Origin of the sequence: Mucilaginibacter sp. (genome assembly GCF_025362475.1) — a bacterium.
Lineage (GTDB): Bacteria > Bacteroidota > Bacteroidia > Sphingobacteriales > Sphingobacteriaceae > Mucilaginibacter.
In genome coordinates this window covers 192,594-218,038 of record NZ_JANYGH010000055.1, presented here as the reverse complement: position 1 = coordinate 218,038, position 25,445 = coordinate 192,594, and the positions used below count along the sequence as shown (strand labels likewise).

The following is a 25,445-nucleotide window of genomic DNA, read 5'->3' as shown; positions in this document are numbered from 1 at the left end:
GAATTGGGTTTGCAGCACATGATCTCATTTTGAGAATTGCCAGCGGTAAATCAGTGAAATAAAACAAATAAAATGACGGCATTAATATTCAAGTTACTCACAATCAGCATATTTAGTACTGGCATCAAAGTGGCACAGCTGGTTATGACATAAAATTTATTGCATAAATAAAAAGGAATACCAGATGGAAAAAATATTATTTGTGACCGGCGCCTCTAAAGGTTTCGGTTTTGAAATTGTTAAGGCAGCACTTGCCGCCGGGGATAAAGTTGCAGCCAGCGTGCGCAACAACAAGAACCAACTTATCGAAAAATTGGGTAATCATCCAAATCTCCTGGTAGTTACCCTGGATGTGGTTTATGAGGAGCAGGCAACAAGCGCTGTAGCCGAAATTATTGCCCATTTTGGAAAGTTGGATGTGCTGATAAATAATGCCGGTTACGGCATGGTGACTGCAATAGAAGAGGCATCAGATGCAGAGGTAAGACAGCAGTATGATACTAATGTATTCGGCTTGTTAAATGTAACGCGTGCTGTTCTTCCTTTTTTCCGTAAGCAACGATCGGGACATATTATCAATATCTCATCAATGTTTGGATTTGATGTGATACCGGGGGGGGGAATTTATGGCTCTACCAAATTTGCAGTTGAAGGCATTTCCAAGGGCCTTGCGATAGAACTTGCACCGCTTAATGTACGGGTTACTGCTGTTGAGCCAGGATTATTCAGCACCGAATTTTTAAGTGCGGAGTCTTCGATGGCCTCTAAAAACATAATTAGTGATTACCAGGATACGGTAGGGCAAATGAGAACCAATGCTACCAAATTGCATGGTAATCAAAATGGCGATCCGGTAAAACTGGCAAATGCAATCATTAAGCTGGCTCATTCTGAAAATATACCCCTTCATCTCCCGCTTGGCAGTGATGCTGTTGGATTTTACAGGAACAATGTTGAAAAAACAGGTAAGGATATTACAGAATGGCTGGAGATTTCCACAGGCACAGATCATGACCACGTACAATAAATTGAATATTCAAAAATCATAATATGAAAACTGTATTTGAAATTAAGACAAGAGAACAGGTATCACCAGCCAATCAGGCTGTTTTCGATTCCAGCACCAAACTACTGGGATTTGTTCCCAATATGTATGGGGTTATTGCCAATTCAGAAAATGCATTAAGCCGTTATGTTAAAGCAGAGTTTGACAAATCCTCACTAACCTATAGGGAACAGGAGGTAGTCAATCTTGTTGTAAGCCAGGTTAATTTTTGTCGTTATTGTATTAGTTTTCATTACGTCTCTTTACAAAAGCTTGGTTTTACCGCTGATCAGTTGGCGGAAATAAGGAAAGGTACAGCTTCTTTTAATGAAAAATTAGATGCTCTTGTGAAGCTATCCAAAAGTTTGACTGAAATGAGGGGACATATTGACGGCGAATTGGTAGACCGGGTAATTGAAGCGGGATATACCAAAGGCGCAGTGATTGATACCATACTTTTAATTAATTTAAGAGGAGTAACCAATTATGTGTATGCCGCCCTGGGTGAGTTTAAGATAGATTTTCCACTTGCCCCGGATTTGGATTAGTATACTTAGATTTTAAATAAGCCATGGAAAACACTTTAGCAGAAAGGGTAATCGGCGCCTGGACACTGGTCACTTTTGAACAGGAGAGCAAAGACGGAGTAATTTCATATCCACTGGGTAAGGAGGCAACGGGGTCGCTATTTTACCTGCCCGGAGGCCATGTTGCTGTGAATATTATGCTGGCCGGCAGGGATATATTTATCGATAAGGCTTTGCTTTTAAAAGAGCAATTGAAATACAATGAACTGGGTTATTTGGCATATAGCGGCTTTTATCATGTTGATGAAAACCTGAAATTGATGACTCATGAGTTAGTGGTAAGTTTTTACCCAGAATGGGTGGGAAGCCGGCAAATCCGAAAAATCGATCTTAACAATAATTGTCTTCAATTAAGTTCAGATGGGCCCGTAGGACCTGAACATTCTCGTTTTCGTTTGGAATGGTTAAGGGCCTGACCCATGAGATTTCGTAACTGCTTCCCCCGTTATCATTACTTTACCCATGGTAAGGTAATGGTAAAATAGCGAAATAAAACAAGTGATTTATGTGAGTCTGTTGTAAATGCCTGTTATATAACAAGTTGCTTTTTGGATTGGCTTTTGTAATACGCAATCATCCTATGGTGACAGGAACCGGGTTTCGCCAAAAAGGAGATGTTTTATTATTATATTTACTTAGCTTTTATTTTCAAAGTGGGATAGCTGATGGAAAAGTATTTAGAAGATGTTGACAAGTCCCTGGATAACGAGCCGTTAGCGCTGGTTACAGAAAATAGCCAGGCCAGCCACCTGCTGAAACTTTGGATAGCGGCTTTTGCGGTCCAGGAAGTAAAAGAATTGTTTGAAACGGTTGTGAGGCATTTGAAGGAGATTATTGATTTTAATGCTGCCGACTTGCTGCTATTTGAAAATGAAGCTTCAACAATGCATACCAGGCTATCTTATCATGGCGGGCAATTTCATGAATTTCTGAATGTAGCTGATCCGCTGCTTTTTTCAAAATCAGGCAAGATGGCACTAACCAGGCATTTTAGGCCTGAACGGACACGGCAGGTTAGCGCATCCTATTGGATTAACGAAATACCTCCCGGATCACTTTTTTATAAAAAGGAAACTGAGTTCAGATACACTTATTTCATCCCTATTTTTAATGGCGCCGATATTGCCGGAACATTCCAGTTAAGAACAAACAGGGAGAATGGCTTTACCAGCAATGAAAATGCGGTATTTAATATTGTTGAGGAAATTTTAAAGCAGGTGTTTCAGCATCTTTTGAAAAAAGATCATTTGGCACCAGGCCAGGAGGTAGAATCATTATCAAAAACGGAGGTATCCGAAAATGACCAGATCAAACTTGATCTGTTTGCATTAAGTGGTGATATTGCGGCGGTTAGAAGCCGGGATGACCTAAATCGCTTTGTATATCAAAAATTAAAGCATTTTTTGCCAAAAGCCAGTATACTCATATACCGTACCGGCAATCATGGTGAAAGCTATAGGCCATTTATCAATTATTTGCCATCGAAGAATGCAGTCGCAATGGAATACCAGCAATTAAAAGATAGCGAACTCATGCTGGATAGTGACTGGATTGATCAAAATCTGCTGCACTCGCAGCCGGCGATAATTCAACTTAAAGATGTTAACAGCCAGCGCGCTCCGGACTGGCTGAAGGAGACTTATAAGAACGGGGGGAGAAATGCCATTATTTCGATGCTTGAAAGCCAGAATGTTCACACTGGTCTGCTTATTGTTTTATTTAATGAAGAGATCAATTTACCTGCGCTTTATCTTAACAGGATCAAAGAAGTTTCGGCGCAGCTGGCAATCGCCCTAAACAATATCATAACCAACGAGAAGATAGAAAACCAGTTAAATGAGATAAAGGGCTTTAAACAGCAACTGGAGATAGAGAACCATTACCTGCAAGAAGAAATAGAAACAACTTACAACTATAGCGATATTGTAGGAACCAGTGAAATAATGAAAAAGGTTTTTTTCCTGGTTTCGCAGGTTGCCGATACGCCCAGCTCGGTGTTGATCCTGGGCGAAACAGGAACCGGCAAAGAACTAATTGCCAGGGCGCTTCATAATGCCTCATCCCGGAGGAAAAAATTGATGGTGAAGGTCAATTGCGCCTCACTTCCTCCCAGCCTCATAGAGAGCGAACTGTTTGGCCATGAAAAAGGCAGCTTTACCGATGCAACTGAACGCAGGATAGGGAAATTTGAGCTCGCTCATAACAGTACGCTATTTTTGGATGAGGTAGGTGAGCTTCCGCCTGACTTACAGGTGAAATTATTGAGGGCCTTGCAGGAAAAGGAAATAGAAAGAATCGGCGGAACGTCCGTCATCAAAATCAATGTACGGATCATTGCTGCCACTAACCGGAATTTGCTTCATGAAGTGCAGAAAGGCAATTTCAGGAGCGACCTTTACTTCAGGCTGAATGTATTTCCAATAACGCTGCCTCCGCTTCGGGATAGAAAGGACGACATCCCGATTTTGGCTACTCACTTTTTAGAAAAATATTTAAAAAAGGGAACAAAGCGCATCACTGGCTTTTCTTCCAAAGTTATCAAACAGCTCTCTGCATACAATTGGCCCGGAAATGTTCGTGAACTCGAACACCTCATTGAGCGTTGTGTGCTACTGACAAACGGAACACTAATTAACCAAGTGCCGTTATCGTTTACCGAAGTTGAGGAAAATGCAGTAACCATACCGGATATCCGAATAAAAACGATTGACGAAGTGGAACGCGAACACATTTTGTTTGTGCTGAAAAAATGTAATAATAAGGTTGCCGGCATTGGCGGAGCGGCCGATGTACTTAAAGTGCCAGCATCTACATTAAATTCTAAAATGAGGCGCCTGAAAATAAGGCGAGCTTTTCCTGGAAAGAACTGATCTGCTTTCAAAAAATGTTTTATATCGTCATTTTTTATGGGGAATTGGCGATATAAGACGACTTTATCAAACTGTTTATTTCATAAAAAGCTGAAAGGTAATAAGATAAAACATGGCCCTTGTTTGGCAGGTTATTGTCTTGAGGTTTATTAAAAAGACGAAACAGCACCGTTTACTGCATGTAATGCGGGCGCCATTCTCTTTTTTTTTAAATCATAAGAATGTACACAGTGCCAGGTATTATTTAAGAAAATAGTGAAGGGTATAATTTAAACCATTTTTACATGATAAAGAGAATCTTTAAACTGGTACTTACGTCACTTTTTCAGATGGTCTTGTCATTTGGTTCAAACGCGCAAGCACATTTGCCGGATTCTCCTAAGTATTTAATTCCTCTAATCCAAAAAAGCAAGCCGGATACCAATAAGGTCGCCCTTTTGAACAAGCTTGGGGGGTATTATATATTTAAACCCGGAAATTTCAAATATGATCTCGACAGTGCTTTAAACTGTTTAAACCTGGCATTAATTTTATCTAAAAACCTGCATTCGGTAAAATGGACAAATGAAACTTTAAAACTTAAGGGCAATTGCTATCTTGAAAGGGATGACATTTTGAATGGAGGTATTTGTTTTCAACAAGTGACCAATTATTTTCACTCTGTTGGCGATTATAAGCAAGAAATGGAAACCTGGGTGAGATTTGGGCAATGTTTCACTATAGGGCACTCGGCCGATCAGGAGAAATGCTACGTTAGGGCTATCTCCCTTTTTAAGCTGTTGCCTGTACATAACAGGGGCTTCGAGATAGGCGTGCTAAAAAGTCTGGCAGATGCCCATTTAAACGAAGGGAAATTGGATCTGGCTGAAAGTGAATTGCTGCAAGTTTTGTCAGAATACAATGCCATTAATTATAAAAAATTACAGGAAACCTATGATTTACTTGGAGAGGTTTACGGACTCAAAGGATATCCCAATAAACAACTGTCCTGTTTCCTGCAATGCGTTAAGTCTATGAGCATTTCGGGCGATAGCACCCTTGCAATTTATTTTTATTATAAACTGGGACTGGCGTACCAGAAAATAGGTTTTAGCGCTAAAAGCATAATTTATTTTAACAAATCACTTGCGCAACCGATTGATCCTGCCGTATTCTACGAAATGTATTATCATATTCTTGCTTTGTGCGCCAAAGTCAATTCATTGATTGATAGCGGGAAAGGAAAAGAAGCCCTTAAAGTTATGCAAAGTGCGTCTCAAAAAATTCAGCCAAAAGACTCTATGCAAATTGCGAAAATTGAAAATGGCTTTGCTTCATGTTATATGGCACTTCGACAATATTCTAAAGCTGAACGATATTTCCTGAACGTAGAAAAAATATATAATTTACTCGGGAGTAATATTGCACCTAAGATCCAGGTAACTGATATTTTAATTTGCGATCTTTATGTAGCAATGAACCGGTATGACAAAGCAGCTGTCTACTTAGCAAAGGTTGGTTCAATACCCTATGGGAGATTAAGTGCAGAACGATTGGGCCATATTCAATTGTTATATTTTAAAATCGACTCTGCAAAGGGAAATTACTTTACAGCGATTAAACATTTTCAGCTTTACAAAACACTAAACGATTCCATTTTTAACGCAACTAAGAATAAACAGGTACAAGAACTGGAAATCAGTTACGAAACGGCAGAAAAAGAGCGCTCAATTGCCGGTTTACAAAGCCGGGAAAAAGCACAGCGGGCTGAATTAAAAAGAATCAACGTTCAAAGGAATCTAACTTCGGGAGGGATAGTACTGGTTTTAATCATTGCTGGTTTAACCTATAAAGGCTTTCGGCAGAAGCGGCGTAGTAATCTATCACTCCAGGCGCATCAAAAAGAGATAGATCACAAGAATGAGTCGCTGGAAAAGCTAAACTATAAACAGCAATTGTTACTGATTGAAAAAGAATGGTTGTTACGCGAAATTCATCACAGGGTAAAAAACAATTTACAAACAACTATCAGTCTATTGCATATGCAGTCAGTGTATCTTTCTAATGAAGCTGCCTTGAATGCCATCCGTAACAGTCAGCGACGAATGCAGGCGATGTCCTTAATTCACCAAAAGCTTTATCAGTCTGAAAATATGACCAATATCGACATGGCGTCCTATATCGCCGAACTTACCGGCTATTTAAAGGATAGTTTTTGTGGAAGCGGTTACATCAGCTTTGAGTTACAGTTGGAGCGGCTTGAACTTGATGTTAGCCAGGCCATACCTTTAGGATTGATCATTAATGAAGCGGTAACGAATGCGATCAAATATGCCTTCCCTGATAAAAGGAACGGAAAGATATTAATTGTATTAAAGGCCGATGCCAACGGCCGTTGCTTTTTAGAAATAGCCGATAATGGTATCGGTTTACCGGCAGCATTTGACGCTGATGTTCGGCATAATTCTTTAGGATTAAATCTTATACATGGATTAGCCGACCAGCTAAATGGAGAACTTAATATTAAAAATGATAACGGTACTATTTTAATCATCACATTTAAGGATAATGGGGTGTTTAAAGAGGAAGAATTTGAAAACGTTATTCAGCAACATTAAAAGCTATTGCCATGGACGGTAAAATATTGATTGTAGAGGATGAGTTTATAATTGCCAGTGATTTGCGGATAATACTGGAAGATGCAGGGTATGAAATTGCAGGTATTGCATCGTCAGTTCCAAAGGCCCTGGAAATAATAAGGTTAAAAAGACCCGCCTGGGTTTTTCTTGATATTTATCTTTCCGGAAAACTTACCGGGATCGACCTTGCCAGAATGCTGGTAGAAATGAGCATTCCGTTCATTTATGTTTCTGCCAATTCCAACCAAAGCGTTTTAAGAGAGGCGAAAACTACCCGGCCATACGGATTTCTGGTAAAGCCTTTTCGCGAGCAGGATGTTCTGGTAACCCTGGATGTTGCCAAATACAGGCATGAAAATGACCTGGAGACCCAGCTGCAAAGCGAACAAGTGCTGAAACAACAGGTAATGAACATCTTTTCGGAGACAATCAGCAGGGATGAGGAAGTATCTAAAATTGTTACCGCGTTACAATATCATATTCCGTTTGATTTTTTCACAATTAGTTGGAAAGATAAAAACGGGGAATTTTCTGAGGTACGCGCTTTCAACAAATCCGGAGAAGATGATTTTAAATTAATGGATAAGACGGAGTTTTTTTCAGAGGTTCAAAAAGCGTCTGAGGGGCTGAATTTGTTAAAGAAATTTTCGTCCCCATCAGCAAAGTCAAGCTTCCTGACAGGCAGCGAGTTTGCGGAGATGTGCCGTAAAAATTCGTTTGATAAGCTGATAGCAGATAGTTTTAACCTGCATTCGGCACTGATAAAAACCTTCGCTATCTGCAGCTGGGGGCAGATTAACTTTTCCCTCTATTGTCAAAACCCTGATGGGTTTAAAAAGCATCACGCGGCTTTATTGGACCGGTTAGACCTGTTTTTGGTCAGGATATCTGATTGCTTACCCGAAATAAAGAAACTGGGCCGGGTAGAACCGCAGGAACAAGGGGAGGAGCACACCTTGCCAAAGTACGTTAGCGCGATAAAGACTGCTCAGATTCCTGCCATTGATGATGACAGTTTTGGTTTGGTAGGTAGCGCGCCGAATTTTCAGAAAGTTAAGGAACAGGTGACTACGGTAGCCCCATTTGATATCTCGGTATTGATTTTAGGGGAAAGTGGTACAGGCAAGGAAAAAGTTGCACGGGCAATTCATAATCTGTCAGAAAGAAAGGCAAAGCCGATGATCAAAGTGAATTGTGCTGCAATCCCTGCTACGTTAATAGAATCGGAATTATTCGGCTACGAAAGGGGGGCCTTCACAGGTGCGGCCGACCGGAGGATTGGTAAATTTGAGCAGGCAAACGGGGGAACAATATTCTTGGATGAGATAGGCGAAATACCTATGGATCTGCAGGTAAAATTGCTGTGTGTGTTACAGGAAAGAGAAATAGTAAGACTTGGCGGAAACCTGGTGATTAAAGTTGATGTGCGCATCATTGCTGCAACTAATTGTAATTTGGAAAAAGCCATCGCCGCTGGTCGGTTCAGGCTGGATCTTTATTACCGGCTCAATGTTTTTCCAATAACCATGCCTCCTTTGAGGCAACGTAAAGAAGACATAGCTGCACTCGCGAGGCATTTTGTAATCAGCCTTACCGCAAAAATGGGCAGGAATGCAAAGGATATCTCTGATGATACCCTTAAAACACTGCTGGAATATAACTGGCCGGGAAACATCAGGGAATTGGAAAATATTATAGAGAGGAGCCTGGTGCTGAACAAGGGAAGTATAATTGAGCATATTGAATTACCCGAACATGAAAAAACAGAAGAACTTGCGATACCACAAGATGGAAAAATTAAAACGATAAAAGAATTGGAAAAAGAGCATATCCTAAATACTTTGCAATATTGTAACGGAAAGGTGTCAGGGACGGGAGGTGCTGCTGAGTTACTGGATATGCCAGCCAATACTTTGTTTGCGAAGATAAAGAAACTTGGCCTGTCAAAGGATTTTCAATAGCTTTTGTGTTGCCAAATTAGTGGAGTAAACATCAGTATTAATTTTTATTGAATACAGCCTGGGGCCTGATGGATTTATTTCCACATCGAAATTGGTAAGAGTTCATCAAGATTCCTTTAATGCCTGAGTTTCGCAGTTGAATGGCAAATAAATTGTATATGATATGATCTAACAGTTTATAATGAATGTGAAATATCTCAGTAATCTCGAAATCTTCCTCTACAATCATATTGTCGCATTGTATGCAACGCATATGCCCACGGTCCAAAACAAAGTCGTGATCGTAACCTCTTTCCTGCAGATCAATTAAACGGGTCACTAATTCGTTCCCCTGAGGTTCAGTTTTCAGTTTGTTAGATTCATGACAAAAACAATTAACTTGTTTAATTGAATCAAGATCACGAATAAGGATATCTATTTTAATGGTATTTTTCATGGCTTCGGCTATTGTGTAAACAAATGAAGGGCATTACCTGATAAGTAAAGCAAGTAAACCGGCAGCGGTCCTGTAAAGAGTTATAGGCGCTATTTTTATTGATCTTACCCTGAATAACGGATAGGGAATGAGAGGTTTTTGTATACCCTCCTGGCTACCGCTGTTTAATAGTATAGAGAAGTACAGGATGGCAATTGCGCAAATAATCATGATGGTGTGGGTCAGTACAAATATGGTTTCCATAGCTTTCCGGTTTTAGAATAAATAAATGTTAATTTTCCGCCGTTAGTAACTATACCAAACTGATGCCATTAATGCAATCTATTGATTATTAGACTATTAGTTTAATTTTGCGTTTTAATCCGTTACTTTATATCGCTAATTCTTCAAAATGATCGGTAAAAAATAAACGAAATTTCGCTTTAAGGGTGTAGGATAAAACTTTTAGAATTAGGCTATTGGCGTTGATTGGCATCCAGATCATTAAACTATTCCCGATAGTAGGTGGCCGAAATTGGATCTGCTGGGGAGAATTATTAAGAAGTAGCTATATCTTGTTCCTGGATTTCGGCTTTAAACAAGATCATGATTTTTGTTCCCACTGCGGACTCAAATATGATTTGGCCATCCAGATCATTGCAAAGTCCTTTGATTAATTTTATACCAAGGGAGTTAAAATCGGTATTGTTTACATCCAAAGAAATTCCAATACCATCGTCTGCAATAATAAGTTCAATCAAATCATTCTTTCGCTGTAGCGTTAGCGAGATCACACCATCCTTTCTTATTGGAAATGCATATTTTACTGAATTGGTGACCGCCTCATTAACAATCAATCCTACAGGTATTGCTTTGGTAACCGGAAGCCTTACCGCTTCAATATCCAGTATAAATTTGATGTTATTACCAGGATCTAAACACTCCCGGAAGTATGCGATAAATTCGTGCAGGTAAGACTGAATGTCAATGGTTTTCACATCTTCTGCCAGGTAAAGCTTTTGATGAATCAGCGACATGGCATAAATGCGCTGCCGGCTGACTTTGATAGCCTCAAGCGCTTCGCCGGTCAGGTATTTTGATTGTAAGGTTAAGAAGCTAAGTACTGTATGCAAATTGTTTTTCACGCGATGGTGAATCTCCATCAGCAAATATTCCTTTTCTTGTACCAGCCCTTCAAGCGCCCTGTTTTTATAAACTATTTCTTCATTTTTGGTAATAATGACCTCATTTTGATCGCTGATGATTTGATACGCTTTTTGCTTGATCCGGTATTGCCTTACAAACAAGCCACCTACTACCAATAAAATACAAATACCAACAATGCTTTCGTTTTTAGTTCTGCGGGTTCTGCTTAATTCAGCCTCCCTGAGTTTTGCAGTTTGGTTAAGTAATTCGATAGAAACATCTTTCTCACGTGTTTCATAAGCTACTTTGAGTTCCTGTAACTGGTGGTTTTTCTTTTCATTAAAAATTGAATCCGTAAGTTCCTTAAAACGCACCGAATAATGAAATGCAGATTTAAACTGATTGGTGCACGAATCAAGGCGGTATCTTAATTGGTAACTACGTGTTCGTTCGTAATCATTGTGCCGAATATTGGCAATGGCAGAGTAATTGTTCCAATAACGATAGGCTTGCGCATATTTATGATATTTTATATCGTACAGGATCAAATCCATGTAAATATCGGTTTTTCGGCTTTCCTGAACTTGTGGATTGTTTAATTCTGATTTAACTGATTCATAATAAATTGTCGACATCTTATAATCATCCAACAACATATACGCGCGCAAATATGAATTCTTGCTGGTCCAGGTCTTTGCATAGGCTCCATTTTTTGAATACTTAGCCGATATTTCGTTTAAGAGGTTAATTAACAGTCGCGGCTTACCTTTATACAGATAAACGCCACACATGTCCTCTGTGAGTAGGTAGATGGCCGCCGTATCCCGAAACCGTTTAGCAACCGTGAGGGCTTTTAAATAATGAGGTATTGCCTCGTCCTCCTGAAGTAAGTAACAATAAGTGGTTGCGATAATATTTTCAACCTGGCACAACTGCATCGAATTATCTTTAGTTTCCAGGCAGCACTTTTCTGCCAGAAGCCCAAAATATAAGGCCTCCTGGTAATTGCTCAGGAAAACATTATCTTCATCCATCAATATATAAACTCCCTGTAAACTTTTATAGTTGATGGATTTATAAACGGCCAGTGATAATTTTAATGTCTTGACTGATTTCGAGTAATTTCCCTGCACTTTGTACAGGTCTCCTAACATTTGTAAATCTTTGGCTAATTCAATTTTATCAGGAGAGGATCTAAGTAAATTTACAGCTGTATCAACCAGTGATACCCGTATAGCCATTTGCAGGGAGTCGTCCAGATTGGTGTAGTAGCGGGATAATTCATAATAAGCTTTTCCCAGGAGTGTTTTGTCCGTTGTTTTTTTGAGTAGCTGCAGGGCCTGCGCGTTGAGCCGTTTACCGGCGGCGGGATCTCCGGATGCGTTTTTTAAACGGGATTCTGTTAATAAAGTATAACCATGTGTGTGCGGTGAATGCAGATAACTGCTTTGTAATTTGGCTTTGCTTAAATAAAAGGCCGCACTATCACGATCCGCATTACTTTGATTGTCCTTTGAAAGGTAAAAATTAGCCAGCATTAATGAAGTTTCGGTGGCTGCTGTTCCCGTTCCCAATGAAGGTAGCAATTTAATTAACGAGTCGGCCTGATACCTTAAAATTGCCTGTCCGGAACCTGATTGCATTAAAAAAAACAGAACCAGGAATATGACTAATTTCTTCATATAAGACAAGGCAAACAAAGGTGATTTTGGGATTAGTCGCCGGGCTGTCCGGTCATGTTTCTTTTAAGCCAATGAGGTGCCAATTGTAAATACCTGAAAATTAGTCGATAGGATAAAGTGTTTAATTTTATGAAGTGATATATCGTCGATTCACAACGACGTTTACCTGTTTTAGATAAAGCGTTGTTTTAAACTTATGGCAGGGTTTGCCGGAGTAAGTAATTGATATATCTTTAATATTTGAATGACAGCTTAAGTAAATATGATTGAGAGTTTTTCAGTCGGCACTTAAGCTTTAAACTGAAAAAATAAACCTCAGATTGATAATGGCGATGATTTGATTCAACGCTTACTTCCGGAATTATCCAACTTATATCAGATTTACGAGAAAGGAAATATAATTCAGAAGCAAACCTTAATTAGGAGGCAAAGATAATCTGCTATGGGGTGGTGGTATTTTTAGAACCGCTTTTATCCACCCATCGCCCTATGATAACATACTGAAAATCAATAAAAAAATGATTGCCTTTTTACGAGCAACCCTTTCAATTTTCTAACCAGATCCCGGTTAGTAACCTTGAGCGGGAATACTTTGAACACTTAGAGAGCTTTTCTATAGATAATTACCTGGTTGATCAAAAATATTATACGGAATCATACAATACTACCAAAGGAGAACCTAACTGGGTGAGCTGACATTTGGATGCTACCAATACAACTAACGCGTCAGCGCGTTTGGATGATTTTGCAGGTTGGTCTGCCTTGCCGGCAAACTGGTGCCAGGTAGAAAGTAACAGCTATTCGGGCAGCGGATTTGATAGGGGATTTAGACAATGTTGCCTTTTTTTTGGTGGAAAAGCTGCCAGCCTATATGCTCCGATTAATGGCCCAATGTCACCAGAAAAAGCCTCATCTGAATTAATTGCAAATACCCAGGGCTCTGTAAAACCCGGGGTATTTGCTTAATCGACTGATGCCTTATCACTTAATCATCATCTCCTGCTTTCTGAACAGCCTTTACAAAGGCGGCACGCACCGGAATTGGCACCGGAGCATTCTCCCCTTTAATGGCCTTCCATATCATGTTGTTCATGATTTCGTCAGGCACGCGATCTACTGCCGAAAAATCAAGCCCTTTGGCCATCGCCGCAAGTTTTGTCCCCTTAGGGTTAAGTTCCTTCAGGTTAATATTGGATGGGAAACTACTAAAGGGTGTATTGTTGGGCGTTTTACTAAAACAACGCCACATGGCTGTGGCCGAAGCGTCATACTGCGTCATCGGCGGCAAACCAAGGATCAGCTCTATAGTGCGCAGAACAGAGGAGGTAGAATACATGGTATGATCTACAAAGTTCCGTTTTACAAAGCCTCCGGCAATATAAGCAGGTGAGCGGTGGGCATCCACATGGTCGGGCCCGTTTTGGGCGTCGTCTTCCACAATGAAGATCACGCTGTTTTCCCATATCCGGCTTTTGGCAATGTGCTCTACCAGGCGACCGACAGCCAGATCGTTATCGGCGACATGTGCAAAAGGCGTGGGTCTGCCTGCGGTTGTACCCTCGGTATGGTCAGACAGCATGCGCATAGTACTTAGCCGTGGCAGCGCGTTGTTGCGCATCAGCGAGTCAAAATCATGTTCCCATGCCTGGTAGCGCAGGGTATCGGGGTCGCGCAGATCGCGGGTAGGGTACGTTTTGGCAAAGTGATCTTTCAGTACGGGTATCTGCGGCGTATTATCGGCATTAATAAACTCGCCGTAGGTGCGGAAAGTTACGTTGAAACGACTGGCCTGATCCCAGATGTACAGCTTGTTCTTAGCCGTTGGGCCCACGGCCCCGGGGCCGCGGCTGCCATAACTGGTAGGCCAGTTCTTTTCCATATAATCTGTGGCGTAGGCGCCCAAACTCCAGTTATGCCCGTCGGCACTCACCTCGCCATCTACATAAAAATTGTCCAGCAATACAAAGTTTTCGGCCAGTGCATGGTGGTTGGGCGTAATGCGCTTGCCAAATAGCAGCAGGCTGGTATCGCCGTTGCCCTTGGGCATGTCAGACAGTACCTGGTCATATGTCCGGTTTTCCTGAATGATGTAAAAAACGTATTTAATGGGTGATGCAGCGCCCACTTTAGCCGGAACGGGGTTGCCCGCTTCACTATTGGCGTGCGTTTCCTGCTCCCGGTGGTAGGGTGTATTGTGAACTACCGCCTGTGCGTATACCGGCAGCTCTTTTTCGGTAGGCGTTGGGATGATGCTCAGGGTACCCATCAGTAATCCACCGCCAATATATTCGGTACGTTGTGGTCGAAATGGGTCGCCGCCGTGCAGTACAACAGTTTGGTTTTTGGCTACTGGATTAGGCCCATGCGGATTAGGCAGCGACGAAAAGCCCTTAGCGTTGGCTACGTACAGTTTGTTATCTATAACGCGCACAACGCTGGGATACCAGCCTGTAGGCACAAACCCAAGCGACCGGCTGAAACCTGCCTTTGTTACATCAAACACGGCCAGGCAATTATTATCGGCATTGGCAATGTATAAAGTTTTGTCGTCTTTGCTCAGGGCTACCGAGTTACTGGTGGTTCCGCTCAGCGGGGTGGGCGATACCGCAGTGTTCAGGGTTTCCAGCACTTTAGCTTTGCGCACGTCAATTACCGACACCGTATTATCGTTGGCATTGGCCACATATAAGTATTTTCCGTTCCGGGAGATGCACAGGTCATTCGGGTTATCACCCACCGCAATGGCATCGAGCAGCTTATTTTTATTCGTGTCAAATATGGCCACTTTATCTCCTCCCCAAAGGCTGATGTATAACTTTGACAGATCGGGTGATAGCAGGCAGGTATAAGCTTCGGTGCCCAGTTTGATCTTCTGGCTAATGGTTTTTGTTTTAAGGTCGATGAGATAAAGGCTGTTATCCAGCTTGGTAACAACGTATAAAATGCCCCGTTTATCATCAAGCGCCAGGCCGGTAGGCGAAATAGATTCCGAATTTGGCTTTTTACTCCATGCTTCGCCCAGCTTGATGGTATCGGCTGCCATCAGTTTGTCGTTGGTGATGGCATAACGGATAATCCAGTTGTTATCGCCGCCGGAGGCATAGAGCGACTGCTCGTCCGCACTAAAAACCAGGCCGCCCCAAGCCTTACTGATCAACACCTTATCCAGTTCGCGGTCTGTCCTGGCGTCCAGCAATTGGATGGTTTGAACGCTTTGGCCGTTGTTGGTAACCGCGGCGTAATGGTGGCTCTTACTTACTGCTATATTTAAGGGCAAGTCGCCCAGAGGCAGACTTTTCCCAACGGGTGTTAGTGACCAACCATTAGGTAGTTTTACCCGGTTGTGTTCAATAGCGGCAAGATCTTGCGCCTGCACAAGCCTGCTGCAGGTTAGTAACAGGGTGGCCAGGTAAAGAATTTTTTTCGGTGACATAGTTTACGAAAATTATTTTTTTGATTACAAAAAATGGCACCATAAGACCATTATGTACCGGCAAAAGTAGACCACCAATATTAATCTATTATTAAATCACCAGGGAGATAACCCTCTACAATGTAACAAAGTCAATAGAATTTTTACACAGGCTAACTTATCTGTCATGTGCAAATGAAAAGGCGACTGCTTCCCTTTGGAACCCGGCTCCGTATTTGGGGTGGCTGACCGGCAATGCGATTTACGAGAACATACCGGTTTTGAACAAGCCTGGGGGATTTGTCCAGTATTTTAATAAGTTAAACCCCGGTTAATCCTATACCCTGGGTTTAGCTTATAAGTCTTCCACTAAGATATGGCCCTGGGTGTCTTTAACAGAACCATCTTTGAAGGGGGCGAGGCATACATTGTAAATCACTGGTCATTTCTTCCTACATATCAACTATGCTTATTAATCTGCCTTATATTTGACTTGTATAATAATCAAGCCATGCAAATAGGAACAGAAACGTTGCCAGAGTTTTATCAGCGCACTCATCAGCAAATGCCAGCTGAGCTGCTTTCCAAAGCGAATGTGAGCCATTTTAACGTAAAGGAACGTATTTGCCTGACTAAGCAAACGCCTTACAATCGCCGGGATTATTATAAGATAAGCCTAATCATCGGTGATGGTATCCATAAAGCAGCAGATAAAGATATACCGATTGAAAACGGGGGTATTATATTTTACAATCCGGCTGTTCCATCGGCGTATCAAAAAATGTCAGATTTACAATCAGGTTACTATTGTCTTTTCAATGATACTTTTTTATTGAATACCATCCGGCAGGATATCAGATACCAGAGTGCTTTATTTAACCCGGCCGTACCTGCCGTTATTCCATTAAATGCAGGGCAAAGTGACCGGTTTGTCCATATGTACAGGGAAATGGAAGCTTTGCTTGCCAGCCAATATCTTTATAAATACGATACGATCAGGAGCCTGCTGCAAATGATGATACTGGAAGGTATTCGTTTGCAGGGGCCGGTACAGCAGGATAATTCCAATGATCGTTTGATCGCCAGGTTTTTCGGTGTGCTGAACCTGCAATTCCCGGTTGATTCACCTGAAAATCCGTTACGGTTCCTCACACCGGCTGCCTACGCCGACCAGTTACATGTCCATGTTAATTATTTGAACAATGTTGTGAAAAAAGCGACCGGTAAAACCACCCGGGAGATTATCCACGAACGGATTGTGGAAGAGGCTAAAACACTGCTGCTGCATACGGATTGGGATGCAGCCCAGATCGCCTACACGCTTGGCTTCGAATATCCTTCTCATTTCAATAAGTATTTCAAGCAAAATACAAGAACCACGCCGCTGCTGTTCAGGGAACATTGGAGACAGGTAAGTTAATATTTGATTTGTATAAGCATTGCTTTGATTCATCTTACCTGCAGACAGGCTTGCCCGGGTACATTTGTACCATATAAAGCAAGTTATGAAAAACATCAAAGAATCAAATAAAGCCATAGGTACCATCCTGGCATTTTGCCTTATCCCGATTACCGGTTTCGCGCTGGATATCTATATTCCATCCTTGCCAGATATGAGCACGAGACTGGGTGCAACACCGGCAGCCATACAACTATCCATTTCCATATTTTTAGCTACCTATGGCATAGGCCAGTTATTGGTAGGAGGCGTGCTTGACAGCTATGGCCGCTACAGGCCCAACATCATTGCACTGGCGGGTTTTAGTGTCGCCAGCTTTGTGATTGCCAATACCGGTAACCTGCAAGTAATCTATTATATGCGTGCCCTACAAGGATTGATGTCCGCCGTAATCGTGGTTAGTAAACGATCTTATTTCTTCGACCTGTTTTCAGGCGATAAGCTAAAGCACTATACTAGTCTTTTTTCGATCATCTGGTCGGCAGCTCCCATTCTTGCGCCCTTTGCCGGGGGATTTCTACAGACCCATTTTGGCTGGCAGTCCAACTTCTATTTTCTTGGTTGTTTCGGTCTGGTGTTTCTCCTGTTAGAACTGATCTTCAGCGGCGAAACGATTGCCATAAAAGTACCCTTCCGCCTGAAAACTATCGGGAAAGCTTACCGCCTGATGATCAGTACCTGGGATTTCACAGCAGGCCTGTTTATTTTGGGACTTTCCTACGGTGTTTTGATGGTCTATAATATGTCAAGCCCGTTTCTGATCGAGCAAGTAATGCATTACCCCGCGACCGTCACCGGCAATTGTTCTATGATCTCCGGTTTGGCCATGCTCGGTGGCAGCTTGATCTCCAAAGCTGTTCTTTCCAGGCCATTCTTTAAACGGATGTTTGCGGGAGCTGTCATTCAGCTATTGCTTTCCGGTTGCTTAATCCTGCTAACCTTGCAGGTGCATAATTTATATACTTTGATGGCTTATGTCATCTTACTTCATTCAGCAGCCGGGTTTATATTTAATGGTATGCTGGCCTATTGTTTAACGCGGTTCTCTCAATATGGCGGTATGGCCAGCGGGCTGACCGGTGGTGGGTACATCATTTCAACCTCTGCATTTAGCTTCGTCGTCGTAAAAGCGCTCCATATTAACAGCCAAGCGTGGCTGGGTGCAAGTTATTCGATATTGATCTTATGCATACTGGTGCTTGTTTTGCGAGTTAAATGGATTGAACGCACCGTCAGCCCAAAACAGGCAGCTGCAATAGAGGAAGAAGAAATTGGACTAATGATGGAATAAATCAGCCTTAGATGGTCGTCTATACGCGAATTGGAGCGGAAGGGCGTGTTACCGTCAAAAAATATTTTTATACTGATATCGATCAACCACTACACTTCATAAAGGCAAGCAATGATTTTACCATCACTTTATGACAGAAAATATGAGATTTTACCCTCACTTTATTATAGTGCCCACTTGGCTTGTTTTAAAGCGTTGGAAGAATTTGAATGGCGCAGGGTGATCCGAATGGTTATGGTCGAGCTAATCTGGATAAAAGTTACGATTATTATGATGAAGCTTACCAGGTACTTAAAAATACCGGTACCTTAAAACAAGCCATTTTTAAAACAGATGCGGTTTATAGTAAGGTAAAGGAACGGCTATCCTTCCATTATAGATAGCATTACTTTCATGGCTGTTGTTGACCTGGATAAGCCTCATGCTATGCAAACGATCAACGATTACCAGCAACATATACAACCGGTAGCGTTTGAACTTAATTTTAAAAAGGATACATCAGCTGTTTTGGCAAATCACCTATTTATCAACCGTAAGGGATCAAAAATATGGATCAATTCGCTTTGGGCGAGCCTGAATGCAGGGCACGATGATGACACCGCTATTGATGTTGGCAACATCAAAGACAGCTGGGACTGGTTGATTGAACAAGGCGCAACCATTATTTAAACAGACAGGCCAAGGGAACTGCTGGTTTATCTTAAGAAAAGAGGTTTGCATAGAGATTCCGGCTCCTTTGCCCCGTTTGTTCTGAAATAGCAAACCAGTTCTTATGAAACACTTTGACCATATCAACCTATTTACATCCAGAAGCCATTGTTTTTTCATCTTACACAAAGTGCTGAACATCCATGGTCAAGCCTTCTGGAAAATACAGCCGTATTGCCTATCTAAGGCAATTGCTAATTCGGTGCCGATCTGCCCGCAGGCACCAATAATGAGGATCTTGTCTTTTTTCATGCTGCTATTTTATTTACGGCCATTTCTGTTTTGCTGAATTTGTTAGATTTTCGGGGGCTTAGCCAACGGTATTGTGCTGATACATTAAAAGGCCATAGGGTACTTTAGGGTCGATCCAGGTTGATTTTGGCGGCAGGATCTGTCCGGCATCAGCCGCGCTGATCAACTGCTGCACCGTCATTGGGCAAAGCGTAAAGGCAATGGCCGAAGGTTCAGCCCGGAGCAATGCCAGGGTTTCTTCCATCGCTTTTTCGCCGCCGATACATTTCAAGCGGGTATCATTCCTGGGATCGCTGATCCGGAAAATCTTCGCCAGGACCTCATCCTGTAAGAGAACCACATCCAGCGCTGCGGGGGATTTCGCATGTAATTCATGCCATTTACTGTGGATGCAGATCCCCAGGATGTTAGCTGAATGGGGCTTGACCGGTAAGTTCCCTTCGCTTGGAATGATCGTAAATAGTTCGCTTAAGCGGGAGAACAGGTCAACTTCGTTTACAGCGGTATCAGGAAGGACCAGGCGGTAATATTCAATGATCCGTAGCTGGTCGGAGGCTATATAAAGTGAAGAAATATACTCGTCTGTGCCAGATTCAAGCGCCAGACAGGCCGTTGAAGCCAGCCTGTGGTGCCCGTCAGCCATATAAACGGTTTCGATCCGGGAGAAAGCATCCTGTAGTTTAAGGAGCGTTTCACTGTCTTCTATCTTCCAGATGCGGTGCAGGCTCTTCCGGTTTCCCACCGTTGATTTTCGGGTATTGGCGCAGGTTTCCGCAATGACCCTGTTGATTGTAATGTCCGGCTGATAAGTCAATAAAACCGGGCTCCCTTCCAGACCAGTATGCTTACGGTAATTACAGATCCGGCGTTCGCTGTCGGCGAGCGTCTGTTCATGCAGTCTGATCCTGCCGTCGAAGAAGTCCCGGATAGATGTCAATGCCCAGATACCGGTTTGGCGGTAATTACGGTGCACAATCTCATAGATATAAATTCCGGGTTGTGCATCCTGCTTTACGCGTTCCAGCCGCAATAAACATTTGAGTGCTTCCCGGATGTCATGGTATGCCTTTTCCTGGCTATGGGCAGTTTCCGGACGGAGACGGGCCGGCGCTTCCAGCTGGGCTTTCAGGGGCAGTAGCGGATGTTCTTTTTCACCTATACCAAAGAAGAAGACCTGCTCATCACCGGGAAATACCAATTGATCGGCATAAAATGAATTCGGGCGCAGCGCGCGAAAGGGTTGAATAGTGGCCATCTTTATGTTTTATACCTGAACCAGGTTTTGTTTTGTTTTGAATATGTAAGTTTTCATACAGTCCACCAGGGCCTGCACACTTTCAAGGGGGAGCGCATTGTAAAGGGAGGCTCTGAACCCGCCAATGGTACGGTAGCCTTTGATCCCTACCATGCCCCGCCCGGCAGCATAGCTAAGAAATTCCTCTTCCTTTTCCTTGTCGTACATCCGGAAGGTTACATTCATCAGGGAACGGTCGGTCTTTTCGGCCAATCCGTAAAACAAGGGGTTGTTGTCTATCTCGTCATAGAGTAATTGCGCCTTGGCCAGGTTTGCCATATGTATGAACTTCACACCGCCTTTACTTTTTAACCATTGCAGGTTGAGCATGGCGGTATAGATCGCGAATACGGGCGGCGTATTGTACATCGAGCCGTTGGCCCGGTATACCCGATAATCGAGGATCGCATGTACAGGGTTTTTGATGCCGTCTAAAAAGCTGTTTTTAACAATAACCAGTGTCATGCCTGCCGGCCCCATATTCTTTTGTGCGCCGGCGTAAATGAGGTCAAAGTCGCTGATATTGATCACCCTGCTGAAAATATCAGAAGACATGTCGCAAACAACCGGGACCGGCGATTTCGGGAAGTTGAACATTTCGGTTCCTTCTATGGTATTATTGGAAGTAGTATGAAAGTACGCCGCATCTGCAGGGATATTGTATTCCCTGGGGATAGATCGGTAATGGGTATCTTTTGAGGTTGCCACCACAGTAACATCGCCCGAGATCCTGGCTTCTTTAATGGCTTTTTCGCCAAAGAAACCAGCCTCGAGGTATGCCGCTTTTTGCCCTGTGCCCAAAAAATTCATGGGCACCATTGCAAATTGCATACTGGCACCGCCCTGTAAAAAGAGGATGCTGTAGGTTTCGGGAACATCGAGGAGTTCCCTGACCAGAAATTCGGTTTCGCGAACGACCAGCTCAAATTCTGTGGAACGGTGGGAGATCTCTAAAATGGACAGATCCGCCCTGTCCCAGTGCTTCACGGCTTCCGAAGCTCGTGTTAATACGGAATCCGGCAGGATACATGGCCCCGCCCCGAAATTGTGTTTTTTAGTCAGCATACAGGCATTTTATAATTGGTTGGAAAATGCAGGATTGGGCTCCCGATTTCTATACAAAGTTTTAATGTTTTGGTCATTAAAACCACACTTCATTTGCACTTTGGAAAACATGACCAAAATCCATTGATTTTTTAGTCAATTTTTCCAAACAGGTGACGATTGGTGCCTGATTTCATGAAATTAAGTGCATAAACTCTTTAGTTGAATACACTTTCTGTTTTGTTTTTCATGTCAGCTCATGTAGTTGAAAGGTTAATATCATGTGTATATTTTGAAAAATCAATGAATTTAACCTTACTTTGCACCTATTCAATTCATAAGTTAATTAATGTATTAATTACACTAAGTATATGACCGAAGTGATCACTTTAGGGCAATTTTCTATTGAAAAACAGGCTGATTTCCCCTGCGCAAAAGGCGAGCTTTTACGGCTGGTTTACGAATGTAATCCGATGGCCTTCCTGGCAGAGCGGACAGGCGGAAAGGTGGGTAAGGGCGCCGAACGTATCCTGGAGATCGCAATAACCAGTTTACATCAACGGTCCCCGATCTTTATCGGCTTAAAATTAATGGTCGAAAAGGCTGAAAACTTATTATTAACCGCAAATGCTTTAATCCCCGCTTAAAATGGATCACGTATTAGATAAAACGGACCTGGGTATATTGAGACTGCTGGAGCAGGACGCCCGCCTGACACATAAAGAGATCGCCCATTTACTGCATAAAACGATCACCCCTATACATGCCAGGATCCGCCGGCTGCAGGAGGACGGATATATTCAGCGTTATACGGCCATCATTAACCACAAAAAGGTTGGTAAGGGGCTGATCGCTTATACCCAGGTCCATGTGCGAGTACATTCACAGGAAAGCCTGATGGCCTTTATGGAGGAAGTAATCAAATTACCTGAGGTACTGGAATGTTATCATATGACCGGGGCGTTTGACTTCCTGCTGCGCCTGGCCATCAAAGATATGGATGAGTATAACGAGGTGCTGATCAAAAAGCTTTCGAAATTGCCGGATGTGGGTAACATGCAAAGTTTCTTCGTGATGTCGGAAGCCAAAAAAGAAACCGGATACATGTTCGGGACAGCATGAGGAGGATAGGGCACTGGTCTTTAGGGGGAACAACATGCTTTCAAAAGTCTACCTCGGATTGAAATAAAAAAACAAGCCGCCTGATTTGGAGGCAGCTTGTTTACAGCGCGGAATAGCATATTGAAATTTCGCGCCGTGCAGGTTAATTTTATTTTACCAATGATTCAGTTTCCAGTTGCTTTTTCCCCCAAAGATGCAGGTGCTCTATAAACGGAATCAATTCTTTTCCTGTGTCACTCAGAGAATATTCTACTTTGGGCGGCACTTCGTGGTACATTTTGCGCACAATCAATTTGTCTTCCTCCAGATCCCTCAATGTTTGGGTGAGCATTTTAGTAGTAATATCAGGTAAAGTCCTGCTTAGTTCCCCATAACGCAATACGTTCTTCATACCCAAATGCCACAAGATCCGCGCTTTATATTTTCCGCCTATGCGTTTAAAGGCATATTCAACTCCACAATTGATTATACAATCGGGGATATCTGATTTATTTTTCATATTAATTTAATATAAATAATTGATAATCAATAATACATACTTTTTGGTATGTAAGATACAAATAAGTACATACTTGCCAAAAGTAAACAAAGGATCTAACTTGGCCGTTCATAAAAGCATAAAATAATGGAACCATTAGAAATAAAAACGGATACGATCCAAAACATACCCATGATGAAGGCGATTCGTCAGCACGAATTTGGTGGGCCGGAAGTACTGCGCTACGAGGATGCACCCATTCCTGAAATAATGCCGGGTGAGGTGCGCATTCGCGTTCACGCTATCGGTCTCAATCCTCCTGACTGGTACCTGCGCGACGGATATAAGATGTTGCCACCTGAGTGGCAGCCGAAAGTACCCTTTCCTATCATTCTCGGCACAGACATTTCAGGCGTAATTGAGGCGGTGGCCGATGATGTCGAGGGATTTGCCATTGGCGACGAAGTATATTCCATGGTTCGTTTTCCCAGCTATGGGCCAAGCCAGGCGTATGCTGAGATTGTAACCGCGCCAGCATCGGAAGTTGCCCTCAAGCCGGCGGGTATTGATCATGTGCATGCAGCCGCCGCGCCGATGTCATTGCTTACCGCATGGCAGTTCATGATCGAGGTGGGACATGACGTACAGAACCCGCTACAGCCTGACAAGCATATGCCGGTACCGCTCAAAGGTAAAAAGGTGCTTATTAATGGCGCCGGGGGAGGCGTAGGGCACTTCGCAGTACAACTGGCAAAATGGAAAGGTGCTTATGTGATCGCTGTAGCATCTGGTAAGCATGAAGCGTTCCTGCGAGATCTTGGCGCTGACGAATTCATCGACTATACCAAGACCACAGCCGAGGATGTTGTGCATGACGTCGATCTTGTCATTGACTCAGTTGGCGGACCGACCACCGGCCGTTTTTTGCGTACGCTAAAACCCGGCGGCGCTTTGTTCCCTATATTCCCTTTGGGCTTCTCCGGGTCAGCGGAAGCAGAGCAGCTGGGTGTCAAGGTCTCGGCAACGCAGGTGCGTTCAAGCGGAGCCCAACTGGCGGAAGTTGCTCGTTTGCTTAACGACGGTACGGTCCGGGCGGCCATTGACAGCACGTTTCCGCTTGCCGATGCCCGAAAAGCACACGAACGCGCCGCGCAAGCAAACATTCAAGGCAAGATTGTGCTAACTGTATCCTGAAAATGAAAGTTATTAAAAGTTCAAAAATACAATTGCTATTAAGAGGCTATCTCAAATTCAAGATAGCCTTTATAAAAATAAGCAGGCATTGATTAGTGCATAATAAGTCGCCAATAATTATCCTTATAATTTATATAAAAACAAAAGCTATGAATGTCAAAGAATTAGTGGACAGGATTTCCCTAAAAGAGCTTGTTGACCGCGTTTCGGTCCTGGGGGATAATAAAGATTTCAACGCGCAGGTACAGCTGTTTTCTGAAAATGCACTGTCGGAAACTTTTGCGGGAGGTAAATCAATTTTAAAACTGAAAGGTCGAAAGGAAATGTCGGAAGCGTTTGGTAAGTTTCTTAAAGATTTTGAAACCGTTTTCCATTTTAACGGCCAGCAGGTGGTAACCATCGATGGTGATAACGCTACAGGAACGTGTTACAGCCTGATTACTTTGATCGGCAATGAAAACGGCAAAAAAATGAAGACTACTATCGGCGCTATCTACCAGGACGATTACATACGGGAGGACAAACAGTGGCTTATCGCAAAGCGAACGGGAAACTTTAAATGGCAGGACAAAGGTGAGGTACACCAGTAAGAACTACTATAAACCATCTATTGCCAGTCAAGATTACTGAATTGGAATTTTAATATGGAAAATGATCCTCTGTGCCAGCACATCATACACCCTACATCGTGTAATTTGTAAAAAAGCGCACTGGATTGGATCATTGTCAGGGCTTCCGGTTTAAATGATACCAAGCCTACAGGAAAATATAAAGCTGGAGTTAAAGCTCAAATATCCCCTTCAATGCCTTACCATATGCCGACTGTGCCAGGTGTTTGCTCGATGCTGTTCAGGGAAGTAACTGGGC

Annotated in this window: 22 protein-coding genes; 16 read left to right on the top strand and 6 right to left on the bottom strand. The window is 42.7% G+C overall.

What is annotated here, in order from left to right; genetic code table 11:
• Positions 1-184: 184 nt before the first annotated feature.
• The 6 genes from Q0R88_RS18365 (at position 185) to Q0R88_RS18340 (ending at position 9,081) form a co-directional block, all read left to right on the top strand.
• A complete protein-coding gene (locus Q0R88_RS18365; protein ID WP_295718913.1) occupies positions 185-1,027 on the top strand; it encodes an oxidoreductase in 843 nt (280 codons plus the stop codon).
• Positions 1,028-1,050: 23 nt separating this feature from the next.
• Positions 1,051-1,593: a carboxymuconolactone decarboxylase family protein gene (locus Q0R88_RS18360; protein ID WP_295718911.1), complete on the top strand. Its 543-nt coding sequence runs from the start codon at positions 1,051-1,053 to the stop codon at positions 1,591-1,593.
• 23 nt (positions 1,594-1,616) lie between these two features.
• A complete protein-coding gene (locus Q0R88_RS18355; RefSeq protein WP_295718909.1) occupies positions 1,617-2,048 on the top strand; it encodes a lipocalin-like domain-containing protein in 432 nt (143 codons plus the stop codon).
• 249 nt (positions 2,049-2,297) lie between these two features.
• Positions 2,298-4,502: a sigma 54-interacting transcriptional regulator gene (locus Q0R88_RS18350; protein ID WP_295718907.1), complete on the top strand. Its 2,205-nt coding sequence runs from the start codon at positions 2,298-2,300 to the stop codon at positions 4,500-4,502.
• A gap of 284 nt (positions 4,503-4,786) precedes the next feature.
• A complete protein-coding gene (locus Q0R88_RS18345; protein WP_295718905.1) occupies positions 4,787-7,099 on the top strand; it encodes a sensor histidine kinase in 2,313 nt (770 codons plus the stop codon).
• A gap of 11 nt (positions 7,100-7,110) precedes the next feature.
• Positions 7,111-9,081, top strand: coding sequence for a sigma 54-interacting response regulator (locus Q0R88_RS18340; RefSeq protein WP_295718903.1), 1,971 nt, complete (start codon positions 7,111-7,113; stop codon positions 9,079-9,081).
• A 469-nt stretch (positions 9,082-9,550) separates the two neighbouring features.
• Here the strand turns inward: Q0R88_RS18340 and Q0R88_RS18335 are convergent, their stop codons facing one another.
• Together Q0R88_RS18335 and Q0R88_RS18330 are read right to left on the bottom strand one after the other, a co-directional pair.
• The gene (locus Q0R88_RS18335; RefSeq protein ID WP_295718902.1) at positions 9,551-9,760 is read right to left on the bottom strand and encodes a hypothetical protein; all 210 of its coding nucleotides are present in this window, start codon (positions 9,758-9,760) and stop codon (positions 9,551-9,553) included.
• Between the two features lie 293 nt (positions 9,761-10,053).
• The gene (locus tag Q0R88_RS18330; RefSeq protein WP_295718900.1) at positions 10,054-12,324 is read right to left on the bottom strand and encodes a sensor histidine kinase; all 2,271 of its coding nucleotides are present in this window, start codon (positions 12,322-12,324) and stop codon (positions 10,054-10,056) included.
• Positions 12,325-12,846: 522 nt separating this feature from the next.
• Here Q0R88_RS18330 and Q0R88_RS18325 point away from each other — a divergent pair.
• Together Q0R88_RS18325 and Q0R88_RS18320 are read left to right on the top strand one after the other, a co-directional pair.
• On the top strand, positions 12,847-13,020 hold the full coding sequence (locus Q0R88_RS18325) for a hypothetical protein (RefSeq protein WP_295718899.1): 174 nt from the start codon (positions 12,847-12,849) through the stop codon (positions 13,018-13,020).
• Positions 13,021-13,023: 3 nt separating this feature from the next.
• Positions 13,024-13,290 carry a hypothetical protein gene (locus Q0R88_RS18320; RefSeq protein WP_295718897.1) on the top strand — a complete coding sequence of 89 codons (267 nt, stop codon included), beginning with the start codon at positions 13,024-13,026 and terminating at the stop codon, positions 13,288-13,290.
• A gap of 19 nt (positions 13,291-13,309) precedes the next feature.
• On the opposite strand, the gene Q0R88_RS18315 is transcribed toward Q0R88_RS18320, so the two are convergent.
• Positions 13,310-15,757 (bottom strand): bifunctional YncE family protein/alkaline phosphatase family protein, encoded by a 2,448-nt coding sequence (locus tag Q0R88_RS18315; protein ID WP_295718895.1) that lies wholly within the window; start codon positions 15,755-15,757, stop codon positions 13,310-13,312.
• A gap of 490 nt (positions 15,758-16,247) precedes the next feature.
• Here Q0R88_RS18315 and Q0R88_RS18310 point away from each other — a divergent pair, with 490 nt between their 5' ends.
• From Q0R88_RS18310 to Q0R88_RS18295, 4 genes are all read left to right on the top strand, one after another.
• Positions 16,248-17,156 (top strand): helix-turn-helix domain-containing protein, encoded by a 909-nt coding sequence (locus Q0R88_RS18310; RefSeq protein WP_295718893.1) that lies wholly within the window; start codon positions 16,248-16,250, stop codon positions 17,154-17,156.
• Positions 17,157-17,241: 85 nt separating this feature from the next.
• Entirely contained in the window at positions 17,242-18,486 is a 1,245-nt protein-coding gene (locus tag Q0R88_RS18305) for an MFS transporter (protein ID WP_295718892.1), read from the top strand.
• 209 nt (positions 18,487-18,695) lie between these two features.
• Positions 18,696-18,869, top strand: a complete 174-nt coding sequence (locus tag Q0R88_RS18300) for a hypothetical protein (protein WP_295718890.1) — start codon at positions 18,696-18,698, stop codon at positions 18,867-18,869.
• A 10-nt stretch (positions 18,870-18,879) separates the two neighbouring features.
• Positions 18,880-19,155, top strand: a complete 276-nt coding sequence (locus Q0R88_RS18295; RefSeq protein ID WP_295718888.1) for a hypothetical protein — start codon at positions 18,880-18,882, stop codon at positions 19,153-19,155.
• Between the two features lie 349 nt (positions 19,156-19,504).
• Here the strand turns inward: Q0R88_RS18295 and Q0R88_RS18290 are convergent, their stop codons facing one another.
• Positions 19,505-20,701 carry a DUF1015 family protein gene (locus Q0R88_RS18290; protein WP_295718886.1) on the bottom strand — a complete coding sequence of 399 codons (1,197 nt, stop codon included), beginning with the start codon at positions 20,699-20,701 and terminating at the stop codon, positions 19,505-19,507.
• A gap of 9 nt (positions 20,702-20,710) precedes the next feature.
• Positions 20,711-21,805, bottom strand: a complete 1,095-nt coding sequence (gene serC, locus Q0R88_RS18285; RefSeq protein WP_295718885.1) for a 3-phosphoserine/phosphohydroxythreonine transaminase — start codon at positions 21,803-21,805, stop codon at positions 20,711-20,713.
• A 350-nt stretch (positions 21,806-22,155) separates the two neighbouring features.
• On the opposite strand from serC, the gene Q0R88_RS18280 reads away from it, so the two are divergent.
• Together Q0R88_RS18280 and Q0R88_RS18275 are read left to right on the top strand one after the other, a co-directional pair.
• Positions 22,156-22,431: a hypothetical protein gene (locus Q0R88_RS18280; RefSeq protein WP_295718884.1), complete on the top strand. Its 276-nt coding sequence runs from the start codon at positions 22,156-22,158 to the stop codon at positions 22,429-22,431.
• Between the two features lies 1 nt (position 22,432).
• The gene (locus Q0R88_RS18275) at positions 22,433-22,906 is read left to right on the top strand and encodes an Lrp/AsnC family transcriptional regulator (protein WP_295718883.1); all 474 of its coding nucleotides are present in this window, start codon (positions 22,433-22,435) and stop codon (positions 22,904-22,906) included.
• Between the two features lie 148 nt (positions 22,907-23,054).
• Here the strand turns inward: Q0R88_RS18275 and Q0R88_RS18270 are convergent, their stop codons facing one another.
• Entirely contained in the window at positions 23,055-23,405 is a 351-nt protein-coding gene (locus tag Q0R88_RS18270) for a winged helix-turn-helix transcriptional regulator (RefSeq protein ID WP_295718882.1), read from the bottom strand.
• Between the two features lie 126 nt (positions 23,406-23,531).
• Between Q0R88_RS18270 and Q0R88_RS18265 the strand changes: the two genes are divergently transcribed.
• Together Q0R88_RS18265 and Q0R88_RS18260 are read left to right on the top strand one after the other, a co-directional pair.
• Complete coding sequence (locus Q0R88_RS18265) at positions 23,532-24,578, top strand: NADP-dependent oxidoreductase (protein WP_295718881.1); 1,047 nt, start codon at positions 23,532-23,534, stop codon at positions 24,576-24,578.
• 149 nt (positions 24,579-24,727) lie between these two features.
• On the top strand, positions 24,728-25,168 hold the full coding sequence (locus Q0R88_RS18260) for a nuclear transport factor 2 family protein (protein ID WP_295718880.1): 441 nt from the start codon (positions 24,728-24,730) through the stop codon (positions 25,166-25,168).
• The last annotated feature ends 277 nt before the right edge of the window (positions 25,169-25,445 follow it).

Coding starts and splice junctions, on each gene's coding strand:
- Q0R88_RS18365 (WP_295718913.1), top strand. CDS start 185: ATGGAAAAAATATTATTTGTGACCGGCGCCTCTAAAGGTTTCGGTTTT.
- Q0R88_RS18360 (WP_295718911.1), top strand. CDS start 1,051: ATGAAAACTGTATTTGAAATTAAGACAAGAGAACAGGTATCACCAGCC.
- Q0R88_RS18355 (WP_295718909.1), top strand. CDS start 1,617: ATGGAAAACACTTTAGCAGAAAGGGTAATCGGCGCCTGGACACTGGTC.
- Q0R88_RS18350 (WP_295718907.1), top strand. CDS start 2,298: ATGGAAAAGTATTTAGAAGATGTTGACAAGTCCCTGGATAACGAGCCG.
- Q0R88_RS18345 (WP_295718905.1), top strand. CDS start 4,787: ATGATAAAGAGAATCTTTAAACTGGTACTTACGTCACTTTTTCAGATG.
- Q0R88_RS18340 (WP_295718903.1), top strand. CDS start 7,111: ATGGACGGTAAAATATTGATTGTAGAGGATGAGTTTATAATTGCCAGT.
- Q0R88_RS18335 (WP_295718902.1), bottom strand. CDS start 9,760: ATGGAAACCATATTTGTACTGACCCACACCATCATGATTATTTGCGCA.
- Q0R88_RS18330 (WP_295718900.1), bottom strand. CDS start 12,324: ATGAAGAAATTAGTCATATTCCTGGTTCTGTTTTTTTTAATGCAATCA.
- Q0R88_RS18315 (WP_295718895.1), bottom strand. CDS start 15,757: ATGTCACCGAAAAAAATTCTTTACCTGGCCACCCTGTTACTAACCTGC.
- Q0R88_RS18310 (WP_295718893.1), top strand. CDS start 16,248: ATGCAAATAGGAACAGAAACGTTGCCAGAGTTTTATCAGCGCACTCAT.
- Q0R88_RS18305 (WP_295718892.1), top strand. CDS start 17,242: ATGAAAAACATCAAAGAATCAAATAAAGCCATAGGTACCATCCTGGCA.
- Q0R88_RS18300 (WP_295718890.1), top strand. CDS start 18,696: ATGGCGCAGGGTGATCCGAATGGTTATGGTCGAGCTAATCTGGATAAA.
- Q0R88_RS18295 (WP_295718888.1), top strand. CDS start 18,880: ATGGCTGTTGTTGACCTGGATAAGCCTCATGCTATGCAAACGATCAAC.
- Q0R88_RS18290 (WP_295718886.1), bottom strand. CDS start 20,701: ATGGCCACTATTCAACCCTTTCGCGCGCTGCGCCCGAATTCATTTTAT.
- serC (WP_295718885.1), bottom strand. CDS start 21,805: ATGCTGACTAAAAAACACAATTTCGGGGCGGGGCCATGTATCCTGCCG.
- Q0R88_RS18280 (WP_295718884.1), top strand. CDS start 22,156: ATGACCGAAGTGATCACTTTAGGGCAATTTTCTATTGAAAAACAGGCT.
- Q0R88_RS18275 (WP_295718883.1), top strand. CDS start 22,433: ATGGATCACGTATTAGATAAAACGGACCTGGGTATATTGAGACTGCTG.
- Q0R88_RS18270 (WP_295718882.1), bottom strand. CDS start 23,405: ATGAAAAATAAATCAGATATCCCCGATTGTATAATCAATTGTGGAGTT.
- Q0R88_RS18265 (WP_295718881.1), top strand. CDS start 23,532: ATGGAACCATTAGAAATAAAAACGGATACGATCCAAAACATACCCATG.
- Q0R88_RS18260 (WP_295718880.1), top strand. CDS start 24,728: ATGAATGTCAAAGAATTAGTGGACAGGATTTCCCTAAAAGAGCTTGTT.